Origin of the sequence: Collinsella aerofaciens, assembly GCF_902501475.1 — a bacterium.
Classification (GTDB): Bacteria; Actinomycetota; Coriobacteriia; order Coriobacteriales; family Coriobacteriaceae; genus Collinsella; species Collinsella aerofaciens_AL.
This window is the reverse complement of sequence record NZ_CABWIF010000002.1, coordinates 1-14569: the sequence shown is the minus strand read 5'-3', so window position 1 is coordinate 14569 and position 14569 is coordinate 1. Positions and strand designations below refer to the sequence as shown.

The window sequence follows — 14569 nt, the reverse complement described above, 5'->3', positions numbered from 1 at the left end:
GCCGTCGCCTTCCCTAAAACGGGATATCCTCGTCGTACAGATCGGGCATGGCCTGCTGCTGCGGCGCGGGCTGCTGCGGCGCGTACGCCTGCTGAGTGGCCGGCTGCGGCGCGTAGGCGGGCTGCTGCGGCGCAGGTGCCGGGGCGGGGCGTCCCTGGCCGTACGTGCGGGCCTGCGGCGCTTGCGGGGCCGCCTGGGGCGCGTACTGCTGCGGCGCGTAGCCCTGCTGCTGTTGCTGGCCGCTCATGAACTCCAGCTCGTCCACCACGACCTCCAGCGCGCTGCGCTTCTGGCCGGTCTGCCGGTCGTTCCAGCTGCGGTAGCGCAGCTTGCCCTCGATGGCCACCTTGCTGCCTTTGGCGAGGTACTGCGCCAGCTTCTCGCCGCGGGTGCCGAACAGCGTGCAGTCCACGAAGTTCGGGTAGTCCTCCCACTGCCCGGTCTGCTGGTTCTTGCGGCGGTCGTTGACGGCCACGCCCATGGACAGCACGGACATGCCGCCAGACGTGGAGCGCAGCACGGGGTCGCGGGTCAGGTTGCCGGATATGCATACGCGGTTGATGCTCATAGATACCCTCCTTGGGTTACGCCCCCGCTGTTCCAGATGCGGGTGATCTGCGCGTCTACCATGCGGATACGCAGCTTGATTACGTTGATGGCCTCCTGCGAGGCCTTGTAGATGGCCTCGGAGCAGTCGCGGCGGCGCTTGGCCTCCGCTATCTGCTCCTGGCCCCGGCACACGTCGCCGATGATGGTGACTGGCGTGCCCTTCTGGCGCTCGTTCAGGATGGCGATGCGCAGGGCCTTGCGGTACTCGGCCTCGTTCTCGGCGTACTGGCAGCCCGACTCCTTGCAGGTCTTCAGCTCGGCCTCCAGCCTGTCGGTCAGCTCGTCCAGCTCCTCGGTGAGCGCCTGCATCTACTCCACCTGCCAGTCGGGGCGCGGGCAGCACGGGCTGTTGGCCACGAACTCCATGTACTGCGGCATGCTGGCGAACTGGTAGCGCGCCCCGCAGCTGCGGCAGTGGGCCGTGAAGGGGCCGTCTGCGGGCGGCTGCTTCTCCTCGGGCGCGGGCCGCTCCTCCATGGCGTCGGGATCGCTCTGCCCGTCGATGGCGAACGCGCCGCACAGCGCGTACTTGCGGGCGTAGCTCGACGCCATGCCGGTCACCTGGGCGTCGTCCGAGCCCTTCTTGTGCTCGTCCTCGCGGGCGTAGGCGCTCACCTGCAGCAGGCCCTCGCCGCCCTCGGCGGGGAACACGCACACCGTGGACTTCACGTAGTAGCGGTCGCCTATCTGCACCAGCTCGTCGGTCATGAAGATCGCCAGGCCCTCCTTGGCGCACGGCTCCTTCAGCGCGGCCACTATGTCCTCGTAGCTGCGGTAGCTGAACTTGCCGAAAGCGTTGTACTTGGCCTTGGGCACCACCACGGCGCGCTGCACGCGGGCAACGGCCGCCATGAGGTCGATGGGCTGCTGTTCCTGGGTCATGCTAGTAGCCTCCGTTCATTCGCTCGTAAACCTGGCCCACCGTGCCGTGCATGATGGTGCCCACGACGCCCTGCGCCTTGAGGGCCGCCGCGACGCCCTGCATCTGCTCGCGCGTGGCGCACGGCACCACGACCGTCCACGGGTCGCCCGCCATGGCCACGGGTGCCGGTGCGGGCGGCGCTGGCGGCACCGGGGCGGGCATGGGCGCGGGCTGCGGCTCGGGCATCTGCTCAAGCGGCTGCGGGAACTCTGCGGGCTGGCATTCCGAGGGCTCGGGCACCGCTTCGGGTTCGGGTTCGGGCTCTTCCACGGGTTCCGGCTCCATGGCCGCCTTCAGCTCGGCGATGCGCCGGCGCTCCTCCTCGGCCTTGTGCGCCGCCGTTATGGCCGCGCCCAGGTCCAGGGTGGCGAACAGCTCGCGCTCGGCCTCGTCGTAGAACGGCTCGCCCTGGAACTGCGCCTTGAGGGTTTCCCAGTCCTGGGCCAGGCGCTCCACCTTGGCCTCCAGGGCCTTGAATGCCTTCACCTCGCCGAAGGTCTTGTTGGTCCACTGCTTCTCGTGGAAACGCTCATAGGGCACGACGGGGGTCAGCAGCCCGGCGAACTCCTCGTAGTGCTCCCGCAGCTTGGCATACGCGCGCAGCTGGCGCTCCTCCTCGGCCTCGTCCAGCTGCGCCTTGATGCCGTCGGCTGCCTGCTTCGCGATGCCCGCCACGGCCTTGCACCTGTCCTCGAACGCGGCCAGGGGCTTCGTGTACTCGCGGCTCACGGCCTTGCGGCGCTCGTCTATCTCCTTGGCGATGCCGTTGAGGTAGGCGCGGTCGCGCTTGGCGGCCTTCACGTTCTCGTCCTTGCCCATGTCGTAGGTCGCGCCCTCGTAGTCGGCCACCAGCCTGCGCACGTGCGCCTCCAGGGCGTCGAAGTTGGCCTCGATCACGGCGGGGGAGTACGCCACGGTCAGCTCTGAAGCCTCCTCGGGCTCGATGATCTCGGCCTCAACTGCTTCGCTCATTTACTCCTCGCTTCCCAGGCGCGCCATGCACGCCTCGTAGGTTTCCGTCTCGGCCGCGTTCGGCTCGTAGCCGTCGGCCTTCATGGCCTCGTAGATGATGGTCACGTTCTCGACCGTCGCTCGGTTGAAGTACACAGAGCTGCCGCCTTCCATGAGGCTCCAGGCCGTCCAGCCGCTCATGTTCCACGCTGCCCGCCAGCCCATGGCCACGGCCAGCTCGGTGGGCGTGCGGTCGATGGGTCGGCCCAGCAGCTCCTCGAACGATTCCACGGCCTCGGCCTCCACGACGAACGCGGTCAGCGCCAGAGCCGTGCGGCGCATCGACTTGAGGTCGCCCGCGTGGGCGGCAAGCCACTCGCGGCGGGCCTTCGCGCCGTCCTCGTAGGCGGCCTGGAAGTCGGCCTTGCGCTGGGCTGCGGCCTGTGCGGCCTCGTCGGCCCCCTCGGCCACCGGCGCCAGCAGGGTCACGCCGAACGACGTCTCCTCGGCCAGAAGCCCCGCGCCCGCGTTGTCGGCCACGTAGGCGTCCAGCGCCGCCAGGTCGGGGCGGTAGTCGGAAAACGTGCGGCATGCGGCGAAGCCCTCGGGGCATTCGTCGACGAACTCGACGCCCGCGTCGGCAAGCACCGCCACCACCTCGGCGCGGTTGCGCCTCTGCTCGGCCTCGGCCTTCAGGCTCGCGTACACGCGCTGCCATTCGGACTGCTTGCAGTCGCGCAGCTCGGCCACGGCCTCGTCGTCGCCCTCGAACTCGGCGATGGCCGCCAGGCGGTCGAGCGTCATGTCGTAGGCGGCGTCCTGCACCCTGCGGGCGGCGCGGCGCGCCTTGGCCACGGTGCCCGCGTCGGTGCGGGCGGCCACGGCCACCTCCTCGTCGGGAATGTCGAGCGCCAGCATGGTCTGCACGCCGCGCGACTTCTCCTCGGCGGTCAGCCCCAGCTTGGCGTCGGTCTCCACCATGGCCTTGGCGGCCTCCACGCGCGCCAGCTCGGCGTCGTCCAGGTCGTCGTAGACCTCGGCGAGGAAACGCTCGGTGCCGATGGCCCTCATGGCGCGCACGCGGCACTCGCCGTCGATGATCCAGTAGATGCCGCCCTCCTTGTACAGGATGGGCTTCATGACGGGCTGGCCGGGGTTGAGGCGGTTGGCCTTGAACTGCGCGGCCAGGCCCGCGATGTGCTCGGCGCTCTCCCTGGTGGTGAAGTCGCGCGGGTTCATCGGCTCGCCGTCGGCGCGCTCGTAGGGGTACACGTCGCAGATCGCGACCTCCTCTAGCGATTGCATGCGCGGGCCTCCTCGTCTACGACCACGCGGCACTCCATGCCCACCAGGCGGGCGCGGCACGCCACGCGGGCCACCTCGCCCATGAGCGCGATGCGCTTGGTGGGCACGGGGCCGTTCTTGATTTGCGCGGCCATGCAAGCGGCCCCCATGTTGAACGCCTGGCGCATGGCGGCGTCGAAGCCGCCGTCGCCCGGCTCGGGCACGGGGACGGCGCGTTCGATGCGCTTCAGGATGCTGTCCACCGTCTTGTCCGCGACGGTCTTGCTGATGATTTCCGTGAGCATTTGGGTCTCCTAACTGGGAAAACTAAAAGTGATAAAAACTTTTCAGGATTTCGGAACTTTTTTCTCTATGCGCTCCTTGCGCTTCTGCGCCGCCTTGACCCTGCGGTACAGGTAACGGCACAGCCACCGCTCCATGGCCTCGTCGTGCGCCTCTGCTGCCTTGTCGACGGCGTAGCGGCTCATGCCCGAGGTGTCCGGGGCCTGCGGCATGGGGTCGGCGCGGCTCTCTCGGCCGCACTCGGTGCGCTCGTAGGTGCGGCGCTCCTCTGCGGTCAGCCTCGGCAGCAGCTCGGCTATGCGGGCCTCTATGGCCTCAAGCTGCTGCTGGCGTCTGCACGGTTCGCAGATGCCGTCCTTGCCGAGGGTCGCCCTGCGGCACCCGCACGACGGGCACAGCTCCAGGCGGTGGCGGTAGCAGCGCAGGGACACGTGGCCGCCGCTGGCGTTGATCACGCGCCGCGCGTTATCCAACTGGTTCTTGGACAGCCGCAGCTCGCGGCGAATCTCGCGGGCGGGCACCTTTCCCGCCAGCTCGGCTATGCGGTCGAGGTCGGCCTTGCGCCACGCCCTGTGTGGCCTGCCCTTGTCTCGGCGGGTCACTCGTCGCTCACCTCCACGACCACGCGGGGGCGCGCCCTGTCGGTGAGCACCCTGTCGGGGCACTGCTCCACGTACTTGCGGGAGTCGTCCTTGATTACGCCCGCCGCCACCAGGCCGTCGAGCACGAACTTGCGCGCGAAGCCCACGTTGTCGGCGTCGCGGCGCATGTCGGGCTCGTAGAACGTGGTGCGCACGGTCACCCGGCGCTCGAAGCGCGGCGCGCGCTGCTGCATGGCCGCCGCCCTCACGCGCGCCGTCTCGCGCTTCTTCATGGCCGCCGCCTTGTAGCGGTTGGCGCGCTCGGCGCTGATGTAGTCGTTCAGGCTCGGCATTCGGCCCTCGACCGTGACGGTGCACCTCATTGCGCGCCCCTGTCGTAGATGCCCTGCGCCTCGGTTAGCGTGGAGGCGGCGAAAACGGCTGGGCCCACGATGGCCTCCCACGTGCCCACCAGGTCCACGGAGTCCACCGGCGTGCGGCGGAAGCTCACGGCGGCCAGCATGGAGGGGCGCTGCAGCACCATGTAGCGGGACAGCACGCTCCACAGGTTGTGGTCGCGCTTGAACTCGCTGGCCTCGCTCACGGTCATGCCGTTCTGGCACGCCAGGGTGTACACGTTGTCGCGCTGGATGACGTGGCCCTCCAGCATCAGGCGGTAGCAGATGCGGCGCAGCTTCGCCCATGTATCGGGGTTCGAGGCAACCCAGCCGCACGCCTTGGCCACGAGGGCCTGGGCCTTGGCGTCTACCTCGGCCATACTGTTGCCTCCAGCGCCCATGTGGCGGCGATGCACGCGCATACGAACAGGGCGGCGAAAACGGCCTGCAGCCTCTCGCGGCGCTGCTCGGGTGTTACACTGGTCTCGGTTCGGAAGCGAACCGTTGCGGTGCGCGTCTTTCGCTTGCCGGCTGCGACGCGCACCCTCTTTCCCTTGATCTTTTCCATTCCTGGAACTTCCTCTCGTTCTCTGGGTCCTTGTAGAACTCGCGCATCATGGCGGCGCACTCGTCGCACATGGCGCGCTGTATCGGGGTCATTCGCCCGCGACGCCCGGCAGAAGCAGCGGGGCGTCCTCGTAGGCGACCTCACCGGTGTCCCTATCCACGAACATCACCTCCTGGTCGTCGTACACGTGGATGTTGAGCATCTGCCCCGTGAACTCCACCAGCTTGGGGATGGTGTCGCGGAACTTCGGGTCCAGCTCAAACTGCAGCACGCACTTGCCGCTCTTCACGTTGAGGGCGGTGAACCCCCCCGTACGGTCACCTCGTTCAGCATGGCCTACTCCTTCTCGTCGTACGCGGTGTCGCGCGCGATGGTCTTGAAGTCGGTGCTCCAGCCCTTGCCGTTCACGCTGAACTGCACGGAGCCGTAGACGTTGAACTGCATGCCGCCGAGCTCGAACCAGGTCGTGCTCGCCTCCAGAAGCTCGATGCCGCTCGTCTGGAAGCCCCACATGGCCGCGATGCGGCGCTTGAGGCTGACGTGCGTCTCCTCCATGCAGCCGTTCTCGGCCAGCTCGAAGTCGACGGCCACGCGCTTGCGGTCGTCGATGAGGTGGTCGAGCGTTTTGCCGATGATCTCGGCGACGAACTCGGGCTGGTGGCTCTTGGTGGTCATGGTGTGTCTCCTTTTCTGATAGGTAAATCTAATTACAGTTTGAAGCGAAAAAAATTTCTTCGGGTTTGTAGCCCAAGAAGTCGGCGGCCTTTTTAGCCGTCTCGATGCGCATACGGTCGGGGTGGTCTTCATAAACATCGTATGTAGGTCCTGAAATGCCCAGATGTTCAGCCATTGCCTTCTTGGTTACGCCCTTGCTCATGCGCGCCTGCTTGAGTGACTTCATACTCCCTCCTTTCTGTCCATAACTGTAATTAATCTTCAGAACACGGTCAAGATTAATTTTGGTAAAATTGAAAATAAATTTAAGTCCTGGAAGGAGTTAAGATGCCGATATCCGACAACATAAAGAAGTTACGGCAGATTTTCGACGTTACCCAGGATGAACTGGGTGAGATTGCAGGTGTGACAGGTAACGCCGTTTCGCAGTGGGAAAATGGCCGCTCCGAACCCCGTATGGGAGCTATTGAGCGCATGGCGGCCTGCTATCAGATTAGTAAGTCACACCTTATAGAAGACGGCGGAATGGATCAGATTGACCCCGTGAGCAAAAAGCCCAAGGGCAGCTCCTATATGCCCGCCGGTGCCATGCCCGTGGTGGCCAGCAGCGCAACCGTGCCGCTGCTCACGCTCGGGCGCGTGCACGCCGGCTCGCTCGCCGACGAGGAGGAGGTCGCGCACCGCGTGGAGGTGCCCGCCTCCGTGTGCGCCGGCCACCCGCGCGCTTTCGCCCTGGAGGTCGAGGGCGACTGCATGAACCGCGTCATACCCGAGGGCAGCCACGTGCTGGTCGACCCCGACCGCCAGCCCGCCAACGGGTCCATCGCCGTGGTGGAGACCGAGGACTACCGCGCGGTCATGCGCCGCTGGTACAAGGGCAGCACCAAGCTGATGCTGTCGGCGGATAGCTTCGAGGACTACGAGGACATGATTTTCGGCATGGACGACGGACCCGTGCGAGTGATCGGCACGGTGGTGTGGTTCCAGGCCGCCGACGAGATGGAGTAGCCGTGGGCGGGCGCGCGGCGATATACGCCCGCTTCTCGAGCCACAACCAGCGCGGCGAGTCCATAGAGATACAGGTGGAGAAGTCCCGCGCCTACTGCGCCGAGAACGACCTGCGCGTGGTGGCCACGTACTGCGACTTCGCGCAGACGGGCACCAACACCGACCGCGCCGAGTTCCAGCGCATGATGGCCGACGCCAAGCGAGGGCTGTTCGATTTCGTGGTCATATATAAAGTTACCCGAATCATGCGCAACCGCGACGAGATGGCCATGGCGCGCATCATGCTGCGCCGCTGCCGCGTCGAGATACTGTACGCGGGCGAGGACATTTCGGACGGCTCGGCGGGCGTGCTGCAGCTGGGCATGCTGGAGGTGCTGGCGGAGTACGAGAGCGCGCTCGACGGCGAGCGCATACGCGACGGCATACAGAAGAACGCCGAGCGGTGCATGGCCAACGGCTGCGTGCGCTACGGCTGGGACATAGTGGACGGGCGCTACGTGGTCAACGAGGAGGAGGCCGCCGCCATCCGCCTGGGCGTGCGCATGGTCTTGTCGGGCAAGTCGGTGGCCGACGTGGTGCGCGCCTGGGAGCCGTACCGCACCAAGCGCGGCGGCAAGTGGCGCTTCCAGACGGTGCGCCGCATACTGATGCGGCGGGAGAACGGCGGGGAGTACCGCTACGCGGGCGTGGTCGTGCCCGGCGGCATGCCCGCCATCGTTCCCATGGATGACGAGGAGAGGGTGATACGGATGCTTGAGGACTCGCACAGGCCCCGCGCCAAGACCGAAGCGTGGGACTTCCCGCTCACGGGCAAGCTCTACGACGGGCGCGACGGCGGGCTGATGACCGGCACCAGCGGCACGGGCAAGTCGGGCAGGCCCTATCACTACTACCGCTGCCGCAGCTGCGGGCGCACCGTGCGTCGCGATGTCGTGGAGAAGCGCGTGGCCGACGCCGTGCGCGAGGCCCTGGGCAGCGCCGACAGCCGCGAGCGCATCGCTCGCATGCTGGCCGACGCCGAGGAGGAGCGCGCCGACGAGAAGCCCTTGAGCGAGACCATAAAGGGCGAGCTGGCCAAGATCGAGACGGCGTTCTCCAACATATGGGCGGCCATCGAGTCGGGCATCGCGCCGCCGGGCGGTAAGGAGCGCATAGGCGCGCTGAAGCAGCGGCAGGCGCTCCTCAAGGACGAGCTGCGCACGGCCGAGGCCCTTGAGGCCGCCCGCCTTGACTACGACCGCGCGCTGTTCTGGCTTGAGGGCATGGCCGCCGCCGAGGTGGACGACGCGCAGCTTCTGCGCACGTTCGTGGCGCGCGTGGTGCTGGGCGGCCCCGACGATGACGACGGCCTGCGCGTGGCGTTCACGTTTGACGATTCTGCCGGCTTGGGCGATAATCCGTCGCTGCCTGGCGCTATAGGTCCAGGTGGCGAGGTGTTCGACCGAATGAACGCCAGCTCCACCATAAGTAACAGGCAGGTAGAGAAGTGTCTCTACCTGCCTTTTTATTTCTAGTCCGCACCGCGGAGAATCGAACTCTATGCAGGGCGCGAGCGTTAAGCAAACGCGAAGCGTTTGTAGCGAGCGGGCGAGGACGCCGGCAGGCGGCCGAAGCCGGTGCGGGTTCGCGAAGCGAACACGCGGATTCTCCGCGCAAACTATCAGCTCAATATGGATGCGATGTTTATCGAATCTCAGCCGGCCATGCGCCGCATCAACGGATCCCCTCCCGCACCGCGGAGAATCGAACTCTGTGCAGGGCGCGGACGTAAAGAAAATGCCGCAGCAACGCAGGGTGGGATGCGCTTTCCCGATGGCAGCCCAGGCGGAAAGCGCGTCCCGGAATCCGCGCTCAGACTGGGACGTAGTTTCCGGATGATGCCTCAAGCGGAAACTGCGACCCGGAATCGAGCCGTAGAGTGGGATATGCTTTCCCAATGGCAGCTCAAGCGGAAAGCGCGTCCCGGAATCTAAGCTCGGAATGGGATTCATTTTCCTGATGGCGGGCTCAGCGGAAAATGCGACCCGGAATTTGCTCTGAGAACGGGACACGCTTTCCCGCCGACCGCTCCGCCCTCCTCAACTCCAAAAACTGCGCGCTCGCCATCCCAAAACTGGGTAGAAGAAAGCCAAAACGCAATCGCAGGAGGTCAACATGACTGCAGAAGATAAGGCAAAGAACGCTGGCAAGGTCGCGCTCGTTTTGGAGGGCGGCAGCTTCCGCGGGCAGTTTACTGCGGGCGTGCTCGACGTTCTCATGGAGGCTGGCGTCGAGATTCCGGCGGTATATGGCGTATCGGCCGGCGCCCTCAACGGCGTGAACTACAAGTCGCACCAGATCGGCCGTGCCAACCGCATCAACCTGGCTTTCTGCAACGACAGCCGCTTCATGGGCGCTGCATCGTTTGCGTCCACGGGTTCCATTGTGGGTTACGACTTTATCTTCAACGATGTCCAGGACCGCCTGGATCCCTTTGACAACGAGACGTTCGACGCGAGCCCCATCGAGATGTACGCCGTCGCGACGGACATGCTTTTTGGAACCGCCACGTACCTGCCGGTCAAAAGCGCCGTACTTGACCTCGACGCTGTTCGCGCCTCGACGTCGCTGCCGCTGGTGACGCCGCCGGTCGAGATTGACGGGCACAAATACGTCGACGGCGGCGTAGCCGATTCGGTTCCCATCGAGCATGTGCTCGAGGAGGCGGGCTTCGATCGCGCGGTTGTCATTGTCACGCAGGACCGCTCGTACGAGAAAAAGCCCTACGAGTTTATGCCTGCCGCGCGCGCCCGCTATGCCGACTATCCCTATCTGCTCGAGGCTATCGAGACGCGCCACGACCGCTACAACATGCAGCGCATGCACCTGTGGAAGTATGAGCGCGAGGGCCGTGCGCTGGTCGTTGCTCCGCAAAAGCCGGTCGAGGTCGGCCATGTCGAGCACGATTCGGCAAAGCTTTTGGACCTGTATATCCAGGGCCGCCAGGAGGCAAAGCGCCTGCTCGCGGAAATCCAAGAGTTCGTTGAACGCTAGCGACGGCGAACCCTCAAAAAATGACAACAGCTAAAGAGCTGGAAAAATCACGGCTCGTGGATGACATGTGCAGATACTCTGGTCGGAGCCAAAATACCTGTTGACTCGTACGGCGAGCGGGGTAATATGGACGGGTTACTTGCAGAGCCCCGTGAATCTCTGTAACAACACGTACTGTACATGGAGGAGTCTAAGTGATTTCGAAATCGACTCACTACGCCAAGCAGGGCGAGGTCCAGCGCAACTGGGTTCTCGTCGACGCCGATGGTGCTGTCCTGGGCCGTCTTGCCACCCAGATCGCAATGATCCTGCGCGGTAAGAACAAGCCCCAGTTCACGCCCAACAGCGACTGCGGCGACTTCGTTGTCGTCATCAACGCCGATAAGGTCCAGCTTACCGGTAACAAGGCCGACACGAAGACCTATTATCGCCACAGCGGCTACAACGGCGGCCTCAAGGCTGAGAGCTTCCGCCAGGCTATGGAGAAGCACCCGGAGAAGGTCATCGAGCGCGCCGTTCGCGGTATGCTGCCCAAGACCACCCTCGGCCGTGCCCAGATGACCAAGCTTAAGGTCTACGCTGGTGCCGAGCATCCGCATGCTGCCCAGAACCCCACGAAGATTGAGCTGGAGGCTTAAAGATGGCTGAGAACACCGTTGTCTACCAGGGTACCGGCCGTCGTAAGAACGCCGTCGCCCGCGTCCGTCTCGTCCCCGGCACCGGCAAGGTGACCATCAACAAGCGTGACGCCGAGCAGTATTTCGGCCGTCATCAACTCGTTGAGAACGCCCTTGCTCCCTTCAAGGTGACCGACACCGCCGGTCAGTTCGACGTTATCGCTCTGTGCGATGGCGGCGGCATCTCCGGTCAGTCCGGCGCTCTGCGCCTGGGCATCGCTCGCGCTCTTCTGAACGCTGGCGACTACCGTGCTGACCTCAAGAAGGCCGGTTTCCTTACGCGCGATGCTCGCGTGGTCGAGCGCAAGAAGTACGGCCTCAAGAAGGCCCGCCGCGCTCCCCAGTTCTCCAAGCGCTAAGGTTTTATCTCCTTTCGAGATACAATGTACAAGCGGGGCCTGCCGATTCCTCGGCGGGTCCCGCTTTTCTTTTTCGACTAGGGCGGGCGGTTGCATATCGCCTGCTAGGGAAGGAGCGATCCTATGCCCCAGAACATCTTCGGTACCGACGGCGTCCGTGGCGTCGCCAATGCCGACCTCTCGTGCGACCTCGCGTTTCGCCTGGGCCGCGCGGCGACCAAGTTTCTTGGTCCGGATATCTGCATCGGCCGCGACACGCGCCTTTCGGGCACCATGCTCGAGAGCGCTCTGACCGCCGGCATTATGGCCGAGGGCGGCCGCCCGCATTGCTGCGGCGTTATCCCCACGCCCGCCGTGGCGCTGCTCACTGTTCAAAACGAGCTCGATGGCGGCATTGTCATCTCCGCTTCGCACAATCCGCCGGAGTTCAACGGCATCAAGTTCTTTAGCCGCAAAGGCATGAAGCTTCCTGATGCTGTCGAGGAAGAGATCAGCGCCTGGGTCATGTCCGAGGAAGCTATGGCTGCCGACACGCTGCCGACCGGTGCCGGCGTGGGCCACATTATCAAGATGAAGGACGCTCGCAAGGCATACGTCGACCACGCCATCGATACGCTTGATGGCCTGAGGCTTGACGGCCTGGTCGTTGCCGTCGACTGCGGTCACGGTGCTTCCTGCCAGACCACGCCCGCCGCGCTGCAGCGCCTGGGTGCCACGGTGCACGCTATCAACACCGATTATTGCGGTACCGACATTAACGTTGAGTGCGGCTCTACGCACCTCGAGCCCCTGCGCGAGCTCGTGCTGCGCACCCATGCTGACATCGGTCTGGCCCACGACGGCGACGCCGACCGCGTGTTGTTCGTGGACAGCGAGGGCAATGAGATCGACGGTGACTACATCCTGGCTATCTGCGGTTCTGACCTTGCCGCTCGCGGCAAGCTCGCCAACTCCGAGATCGTCTCGACCGTCATGTGCAACCTTGGCTTCTCTATCGCTATGAAGGAGCAGGGCTTCGAGATGGTCCAGACCGCCGTGGGCGACCGCTACGTTCTGGAGCGCATGCTCGAGGACGGTGCCGTCATCGGCGGCGAGCAGTCCGGTCACATCATTTTCCTGGAGCACAACACCACCGGCGACGGCTTGGTGACGGCTCTGCAGCTTCTGGCCGTGCTCAAGCGCACCGGTCGTACCCTCACCGATCTTGCCGGCATCATGAAGAAGTACCCGCAGGTACTCGTCAACGTGCATTCCGACAACAAGGCTGGTTTGGACGATTGCCAGCCCATCTGGGATGCCGTCGCTGCTGCCGAGAAGGAGCTTGACGGCCGCGGCCGCATTCTGGTGCGCCCGAGCGGTACCGAGCCGCTGGTCCGCGTGATGGCCGAGGCCGAGACGCACGAGCTGACCCAGCGCGTTGTCGACGACATCGTCGAGGTTGTCAAGCGCGAACTTCCCTAATGGTCAAAAACGGGTGCCAAGTGGTAAACTGTTAAGGTTGTTTTGGTTGTTCGGTATGTCCGAGGGGGAGCATGTTCACTAAAGTCCTAAGGTCTTTTGGTATGCGTGGTCGAGTCCTTACGTTGGATGCTCCCATCTCGGGTGACGTCATTCCGCTCTCCGAGGTAAACGATCAGACGTTTGCCACCGGCCTTTTGGGCCAGGGCGTGGCGATTCAGCCCACCGGAACGCGCGTTATCGCGCCGGCTGATGCCAAGGTCGAGGCTATTTTTCCCACGGGACATGCCGTTGCGCTTAACACGGTCGATGGCTTGGACGTGCTCATCCACGTTGGTTTGGACACTGTTCAGCTCGAGGGTAAGCACTTTACCGTACATGCGCAAGTGGGTGACATCGTCCATAAGGGCGATGTACTCATTGAGTTCGATCGCGAGGCAATTGCTGCCGAGGGCTACGATGTGACGGTTCCCATCTTGGTGTGCAACTCCGTTGAGTTCTCGAGTATCAAGGGCTCCGTTGGCGTGCATGTCGAAGAGATGGACCAGCTCATCGTTGCTCGCGAGCGCTAGCAAGTGCACGTGGCCATTAGTCTACAATTCAAACACGTTTACGGAGGGCGCCCTTGAAAGAGGACGCCCTCCGTGGCAAGATGGGATTTGTCCGAAGCTAAAAGGCTTTGGGTCACCGTGGACGGGCAGGGGCCTCGACGCGGCTAGACACGAGACACATACATTACGCGACCTCGCCCTGGTGGCCGCACACGTTGGTTGCGGCCGACGCGGGCCGCGGGCAAGTGCTTGTAAGGGAGCCTTGCCTCTCTTGTACGAGAAAGGACGCGTAATGAAGATCATTAAAGCTAAAGACTACGAGGATATGAGCCGCAAGGCCGCTAATATCATCTCGGCCCAGGTTATCCTCAAGCCCGACTGTGTGCTGGGCCTTGCCACCGGCTCCACCCCGATCGGTGCCTACAAGCAGCTCGCTGCTTGGTACAAGAAGGGCGACGTCGACTTTGCCGAGGTCAGCACCTACAACCTGGACGAGTATCGCGGCCTTTCGCACGACGATCCCCAGAGCTATCACTACTTCATGCGTGAGAACTTCTTCGATCACATCAACATCGACCTTAACAACACGCATGTGCCCGACGGTTCCAACCCCGACGCCGCCGCTGCCTGCTCTGAGTACGACAAGATTGTCGCCGAGGCCGGTTACCCGGATCTCCAGCTGCTCGGTATTGGCAACAACGGCCACATTGGCTTCAACGAGCCCGATGACCACTTCTCCAAGGGCACGCACTGCGTCGACCTCACCGAGAGCACCATTCAGGCCAACAGCCGCCTGTTCGACAGCATCGACGATGTTCCCCGTCAGGCCTACACCATGGGTACCCAGACCATCATGTATGCCCGCATGATCCTGGTCGTCGCCAACGGCGAGGCCAAGGCTCAGGCCGTGCATGACATGTGCTATGGTCCGGTTACGCCCGAGTGCCCGGCTTCGATCCTGCAGCTGCACACCAACTGCGTTGTCGTTGCCGACGAGGCCGCCCTTTCGCTTTGCGAGTAGCGCGAATCCTGCAGCTCGACATAGCCTTGCCTAAGGCCTCCGCTTGAACTGCACCCCAAAACTTGGACGGCTTAAATAAGAACTACGCCGCAAGGGACTGTCTCCGGAACTCCTCCGGGGTCAGTCCCTTCAGTTTAACCTGGCGCCTCCTCGTGTTCCAATGGACCACGA

22 protein-coding genes are annotated in these 14569 nt (G+C 64.2%); 8 read left to right on the top strand and 14 right to left on the bottom strand.

Annotated features, from left to right (window positions below; translation table 11 throughout):
• Nucleotides 1-13: 13 nt before the first annotated feature.
• From GDJ93_RS00460 to GDJ93_RS00405, 13 genes are all read right to left on the bottom strand, one after another.
• Entirely contained in the window at nucleotides 14-568 is a 555-nt protein-coding gene (locus GDJ93_RS00460; RefSeq protein ID WP_152067352.1) for a single-stranded DNA-binding protein, read from the bottom strand.
• Nucleotides 565-918, bottom strand: coding sequence for a hypothetical protein (locus GDJ93_RS00455; RefSeq protein WP_152067351.1), 354 nt, complete (start codon nucleotides 916-918; stop codon nucleotides 565-567). The genes GDJ93_RS00460 and GDJ93_RS00455 overlap by 4 nt, the downstream gene beginning before the upstream one ends.
• The gene (locus GDJ93_RS00450) at nucleotides 919-1491 is read right to left on the bottom strand and encodes an ERF family protein (RefSeq protein ID WP_226812389.1); all 573 of its coding nucleotides are present in this window, start codon (nucleotides 1489-1491) and stop codon (nucleotides 919-921) included.
• A gap of 1 nt (nucleotide 1492) precedes the next feature.
• Nucleotides 1493-2503 carry a DUF1351 domain-containing protein gene (locus GDJ93_RS00445; protein ID WP_152067350.1) on the bottom strand — a complete coding sequence of 337 codons (1011 nt, stop codon included), beginning with the start codon at nucleotides 2501-2503 and terminating at the stop codon, nucleotides 1493-1495.
• The gene (locus tag GDJ93_RS00440) at nucleotides 2504-3787 is read right to left on the bottom strand and encodes a ParB/RepB/Spo0J family partition protein (RefSeq protein WP_152067349.1); all 1284 of its coding nucleotides are present in this window, start codon (nucleotides 3785-3787) and stop codon (nucleotides 2504-2506) included. It abuts the gene before it with no gap.
• Nucleotides 3775-4071: a hypothetical protein gene (locus tag GDJ93_RS00435; RefSeq protein ID WP_117765307.1), complete on the bottom strand. Its 297-nt coding sequence runs from the start codon at nucleotides 4069-4071 to the stop codon at nucleotides 3775-3777. Before GDJ93_RS00435 ends, GDJ93_RS00440 begins: the two co-directional genes overlap by 13 nt.
• Nucleotides 4072-4113: 42 nt before the next feature.
• A complete protein-coding gene (locus tag GDJ93_RS00430; RefSeq protein ID WP_152067348.1) occupies nucleotides 4114-4671 on the bottom strand; it encodes a hypothetical protein in 558 nt (185 codons plus the stop codon).
• The gene (locus tag GDJ93_RS09950; RefSeq protein WP_158551309.1) at nucleotides 4668-5033 is read right to left on the bottom strand and encodes a RusA family crossover junction endodeoxyribonuclease; all 366 of its coding nucleotides are present in this window, start codon (nucleotides 5031-5033) and stop codon (nucleotides 4668-4670) included. The genes GDJ93_RS00430 and GDJ93_RS09950 overlap by 4 nt, the downstream gene beginning before the upstream one ends.
• Entirely contained in the window at nucleotides 5030-5428 is a 399-nt protein-coding gene (locus tag GDJ93_RS09945) for a hypothetical protein (RefSeq protein WP_158551308.1), read from the bottom strand. Before GDJ93_RS09945 ends, GDJ93_RS09950 begins: the two co-directional genes overlap by 4 nt.
• A complete protein-coding gene (locus GDJ93_RS00420; RefSeq protein ID WP_152067347.1) occupies nucleotides 5416-5616 on the bottom strand; it encodes a hypothetical protein in 201 nt (66 codons plus the stop codon). Before GDJ93_RS00420 ends, GDJ93_RS09945 begins: the two co-directional genes overlap by 13 nt.
• An 88-nt stretch (nucleotides 5617-5704) precedes the next feature.
• Nucleotides 5705-5887, bottom strand: a complete 183-nt coding sequence (locus GDJ93_RS00415) for a hypothetical protein (protein ID WP_152067346.1) — start codon at nucleotides 5885-5887, stop codon at nucleotides 5705-5707.
• A 65-nt stretch (nucleotides 5888-5952) separates the two neighbouring features.
• Nucleotides 5953-6291, bottom strand: coding sequence for a hypothetical protein (locus GDJ93_RS00410; RefSeq protein WP_152067345.1), 339 nt, complete (start codon nucleotides 6289-6291; stop codon nucleotides 5953-5955).
• 28 nt (nucleotides 6292-6319) lie between these two features.
• A complete protein-coding gene (locus GDJ93_RS00405; protein WP_117637851.1) occupies nucleotides 6320-6517 on the bottom strand; it encodes a helix-turn-helix domain-containing protein in 198 nt (65 codons plus the stop codon).
• A 101-nt stretch (nucleotides 6518-6618) separates the two neighbouring features.
• On the opposite strand from GDJ93_RS00405, the gene GDJ93_RS00400 reads away from it, so the two are divergent.
• From GDJ93_RS00400 to nagB, 8 genes are all read left to right on the top strand, one after another.
• A complete protein-coding gene (locus GDJ93_RS00400; protein WP_152067344.1) occupies nucleotides 6619-7299 on the top strand; it encodes a LexA family protein in 681 nt (226 codons plus the stop codon).
• 2 nt (nucleotides 7300-7301) lie between these two features.
• Nucleotides 7302-8813 (top strand): recombinase family protein, encoded by a 1512-nt coding sequence (locus GDJ93_RS00395; protein ID WP_152067343.1) that lies wholly within the window; start codon nucleotides 7302-7304, stop codon nucleotides 8811-8813.
• A 640-nt stretch (nucleotides 8814-9453) separates the two neighbouring features.
• On the top strand, nucleotides 9454-10332 hold the full coding sequence (locus GDJ93_RS00390; RefSeq protein WP_152067342.1) for a patatin-like phospholipase family protein: 879 nt from the start codon (nucleotides 9454-9456) through the stop codon (nucleotides 10330-10332).
• A 194-nt stretch (nucleotides 10333-10526) separates the two neighbouring features.
• Nucleotides 10527-10970 carry a 50S ribosomal protein L13 gene (rplM, locus tag GDJ93_RS00385; protein WP_022094635.1) on the top strand — a complete coding sequence of 148 codons (444 nt, stop codon included), beginning with the start codon at nucleotides 10527-10529 and terminating at the stop codon, nucleotides 10968-10970.
• A 2-nt stretch (nucleotides 10971-10972) separates the two neighbouring features.
• Nucleotides 10973-11368, top strand: coding sequence for a 30S ribosomal protein S9 (gene rpsI, locus GDJ93_RS00380; RefSeq protein WP_022094634.1), 396 nt, complete (start codon nucleotides 10973-10975; stop codon nucleotides 11366-11368).
• A gap of 123 nt (nucleotides 11369-11491) precedes the next feature.
• The gene (gene glmM, locus GDJ93_RS00375; RefSeq protein ID WP_152067341.1) at nucleotides 11492-12829 is read left to right on the top strand and encodes a phosphoglucosamine mutase; all 1338 of its coding nucleotides are present in this window, start codon (nucleotides 11492-11494) and stop codon (nucleotides 12827-12829) included.
• Between the two features lie 101 nt (nucleotides 12830-12930).
• Nucleotides 12931-13398, top strand: a complete 468-nt coding sequence (locus GDJ93_RS00370) for a PTS sugar transporter subunit IIA (RefSeq protein WP_306421699.1) — start codon at nucleotides 12931-12933, stop codon at nucleotides 13396-13398.
• Between the two features lie 271 nt (nucleotides 13399-13669).
• Nucleotides 13670-14398 (top strand): glucosamine-6-phosphate deaminase, encoded by a 729-nt coding sequence (gene nagB, locus GDJ93_RS00365; protein ID WP_152067340.1) that lies wholly within the window; start codon nucleotides 13670-13672, stop codon nucleotides 14396-14398.
• Between the two features lie 82 nt (nucleotides 14399-14480).
• On the opposite strand, the gene GDJ93_RS00360 is transcribed toward nagB, so the two are convergent.
• Nucleotides 14481-14567 carry an IS3 family transposase gene (locus GDJ93_RS00360; protein WP_226812388.1) on the bottom strand — a complete coding sequence of 29 codons (87 nt, stop codon included), beginning with the start codon at nucleotides 14565-14567 and terminating at the stop codon, nucleotides 14481-14483.
• Nucleotides 14568-14569 lie beyond the last annotated feature (2 nt).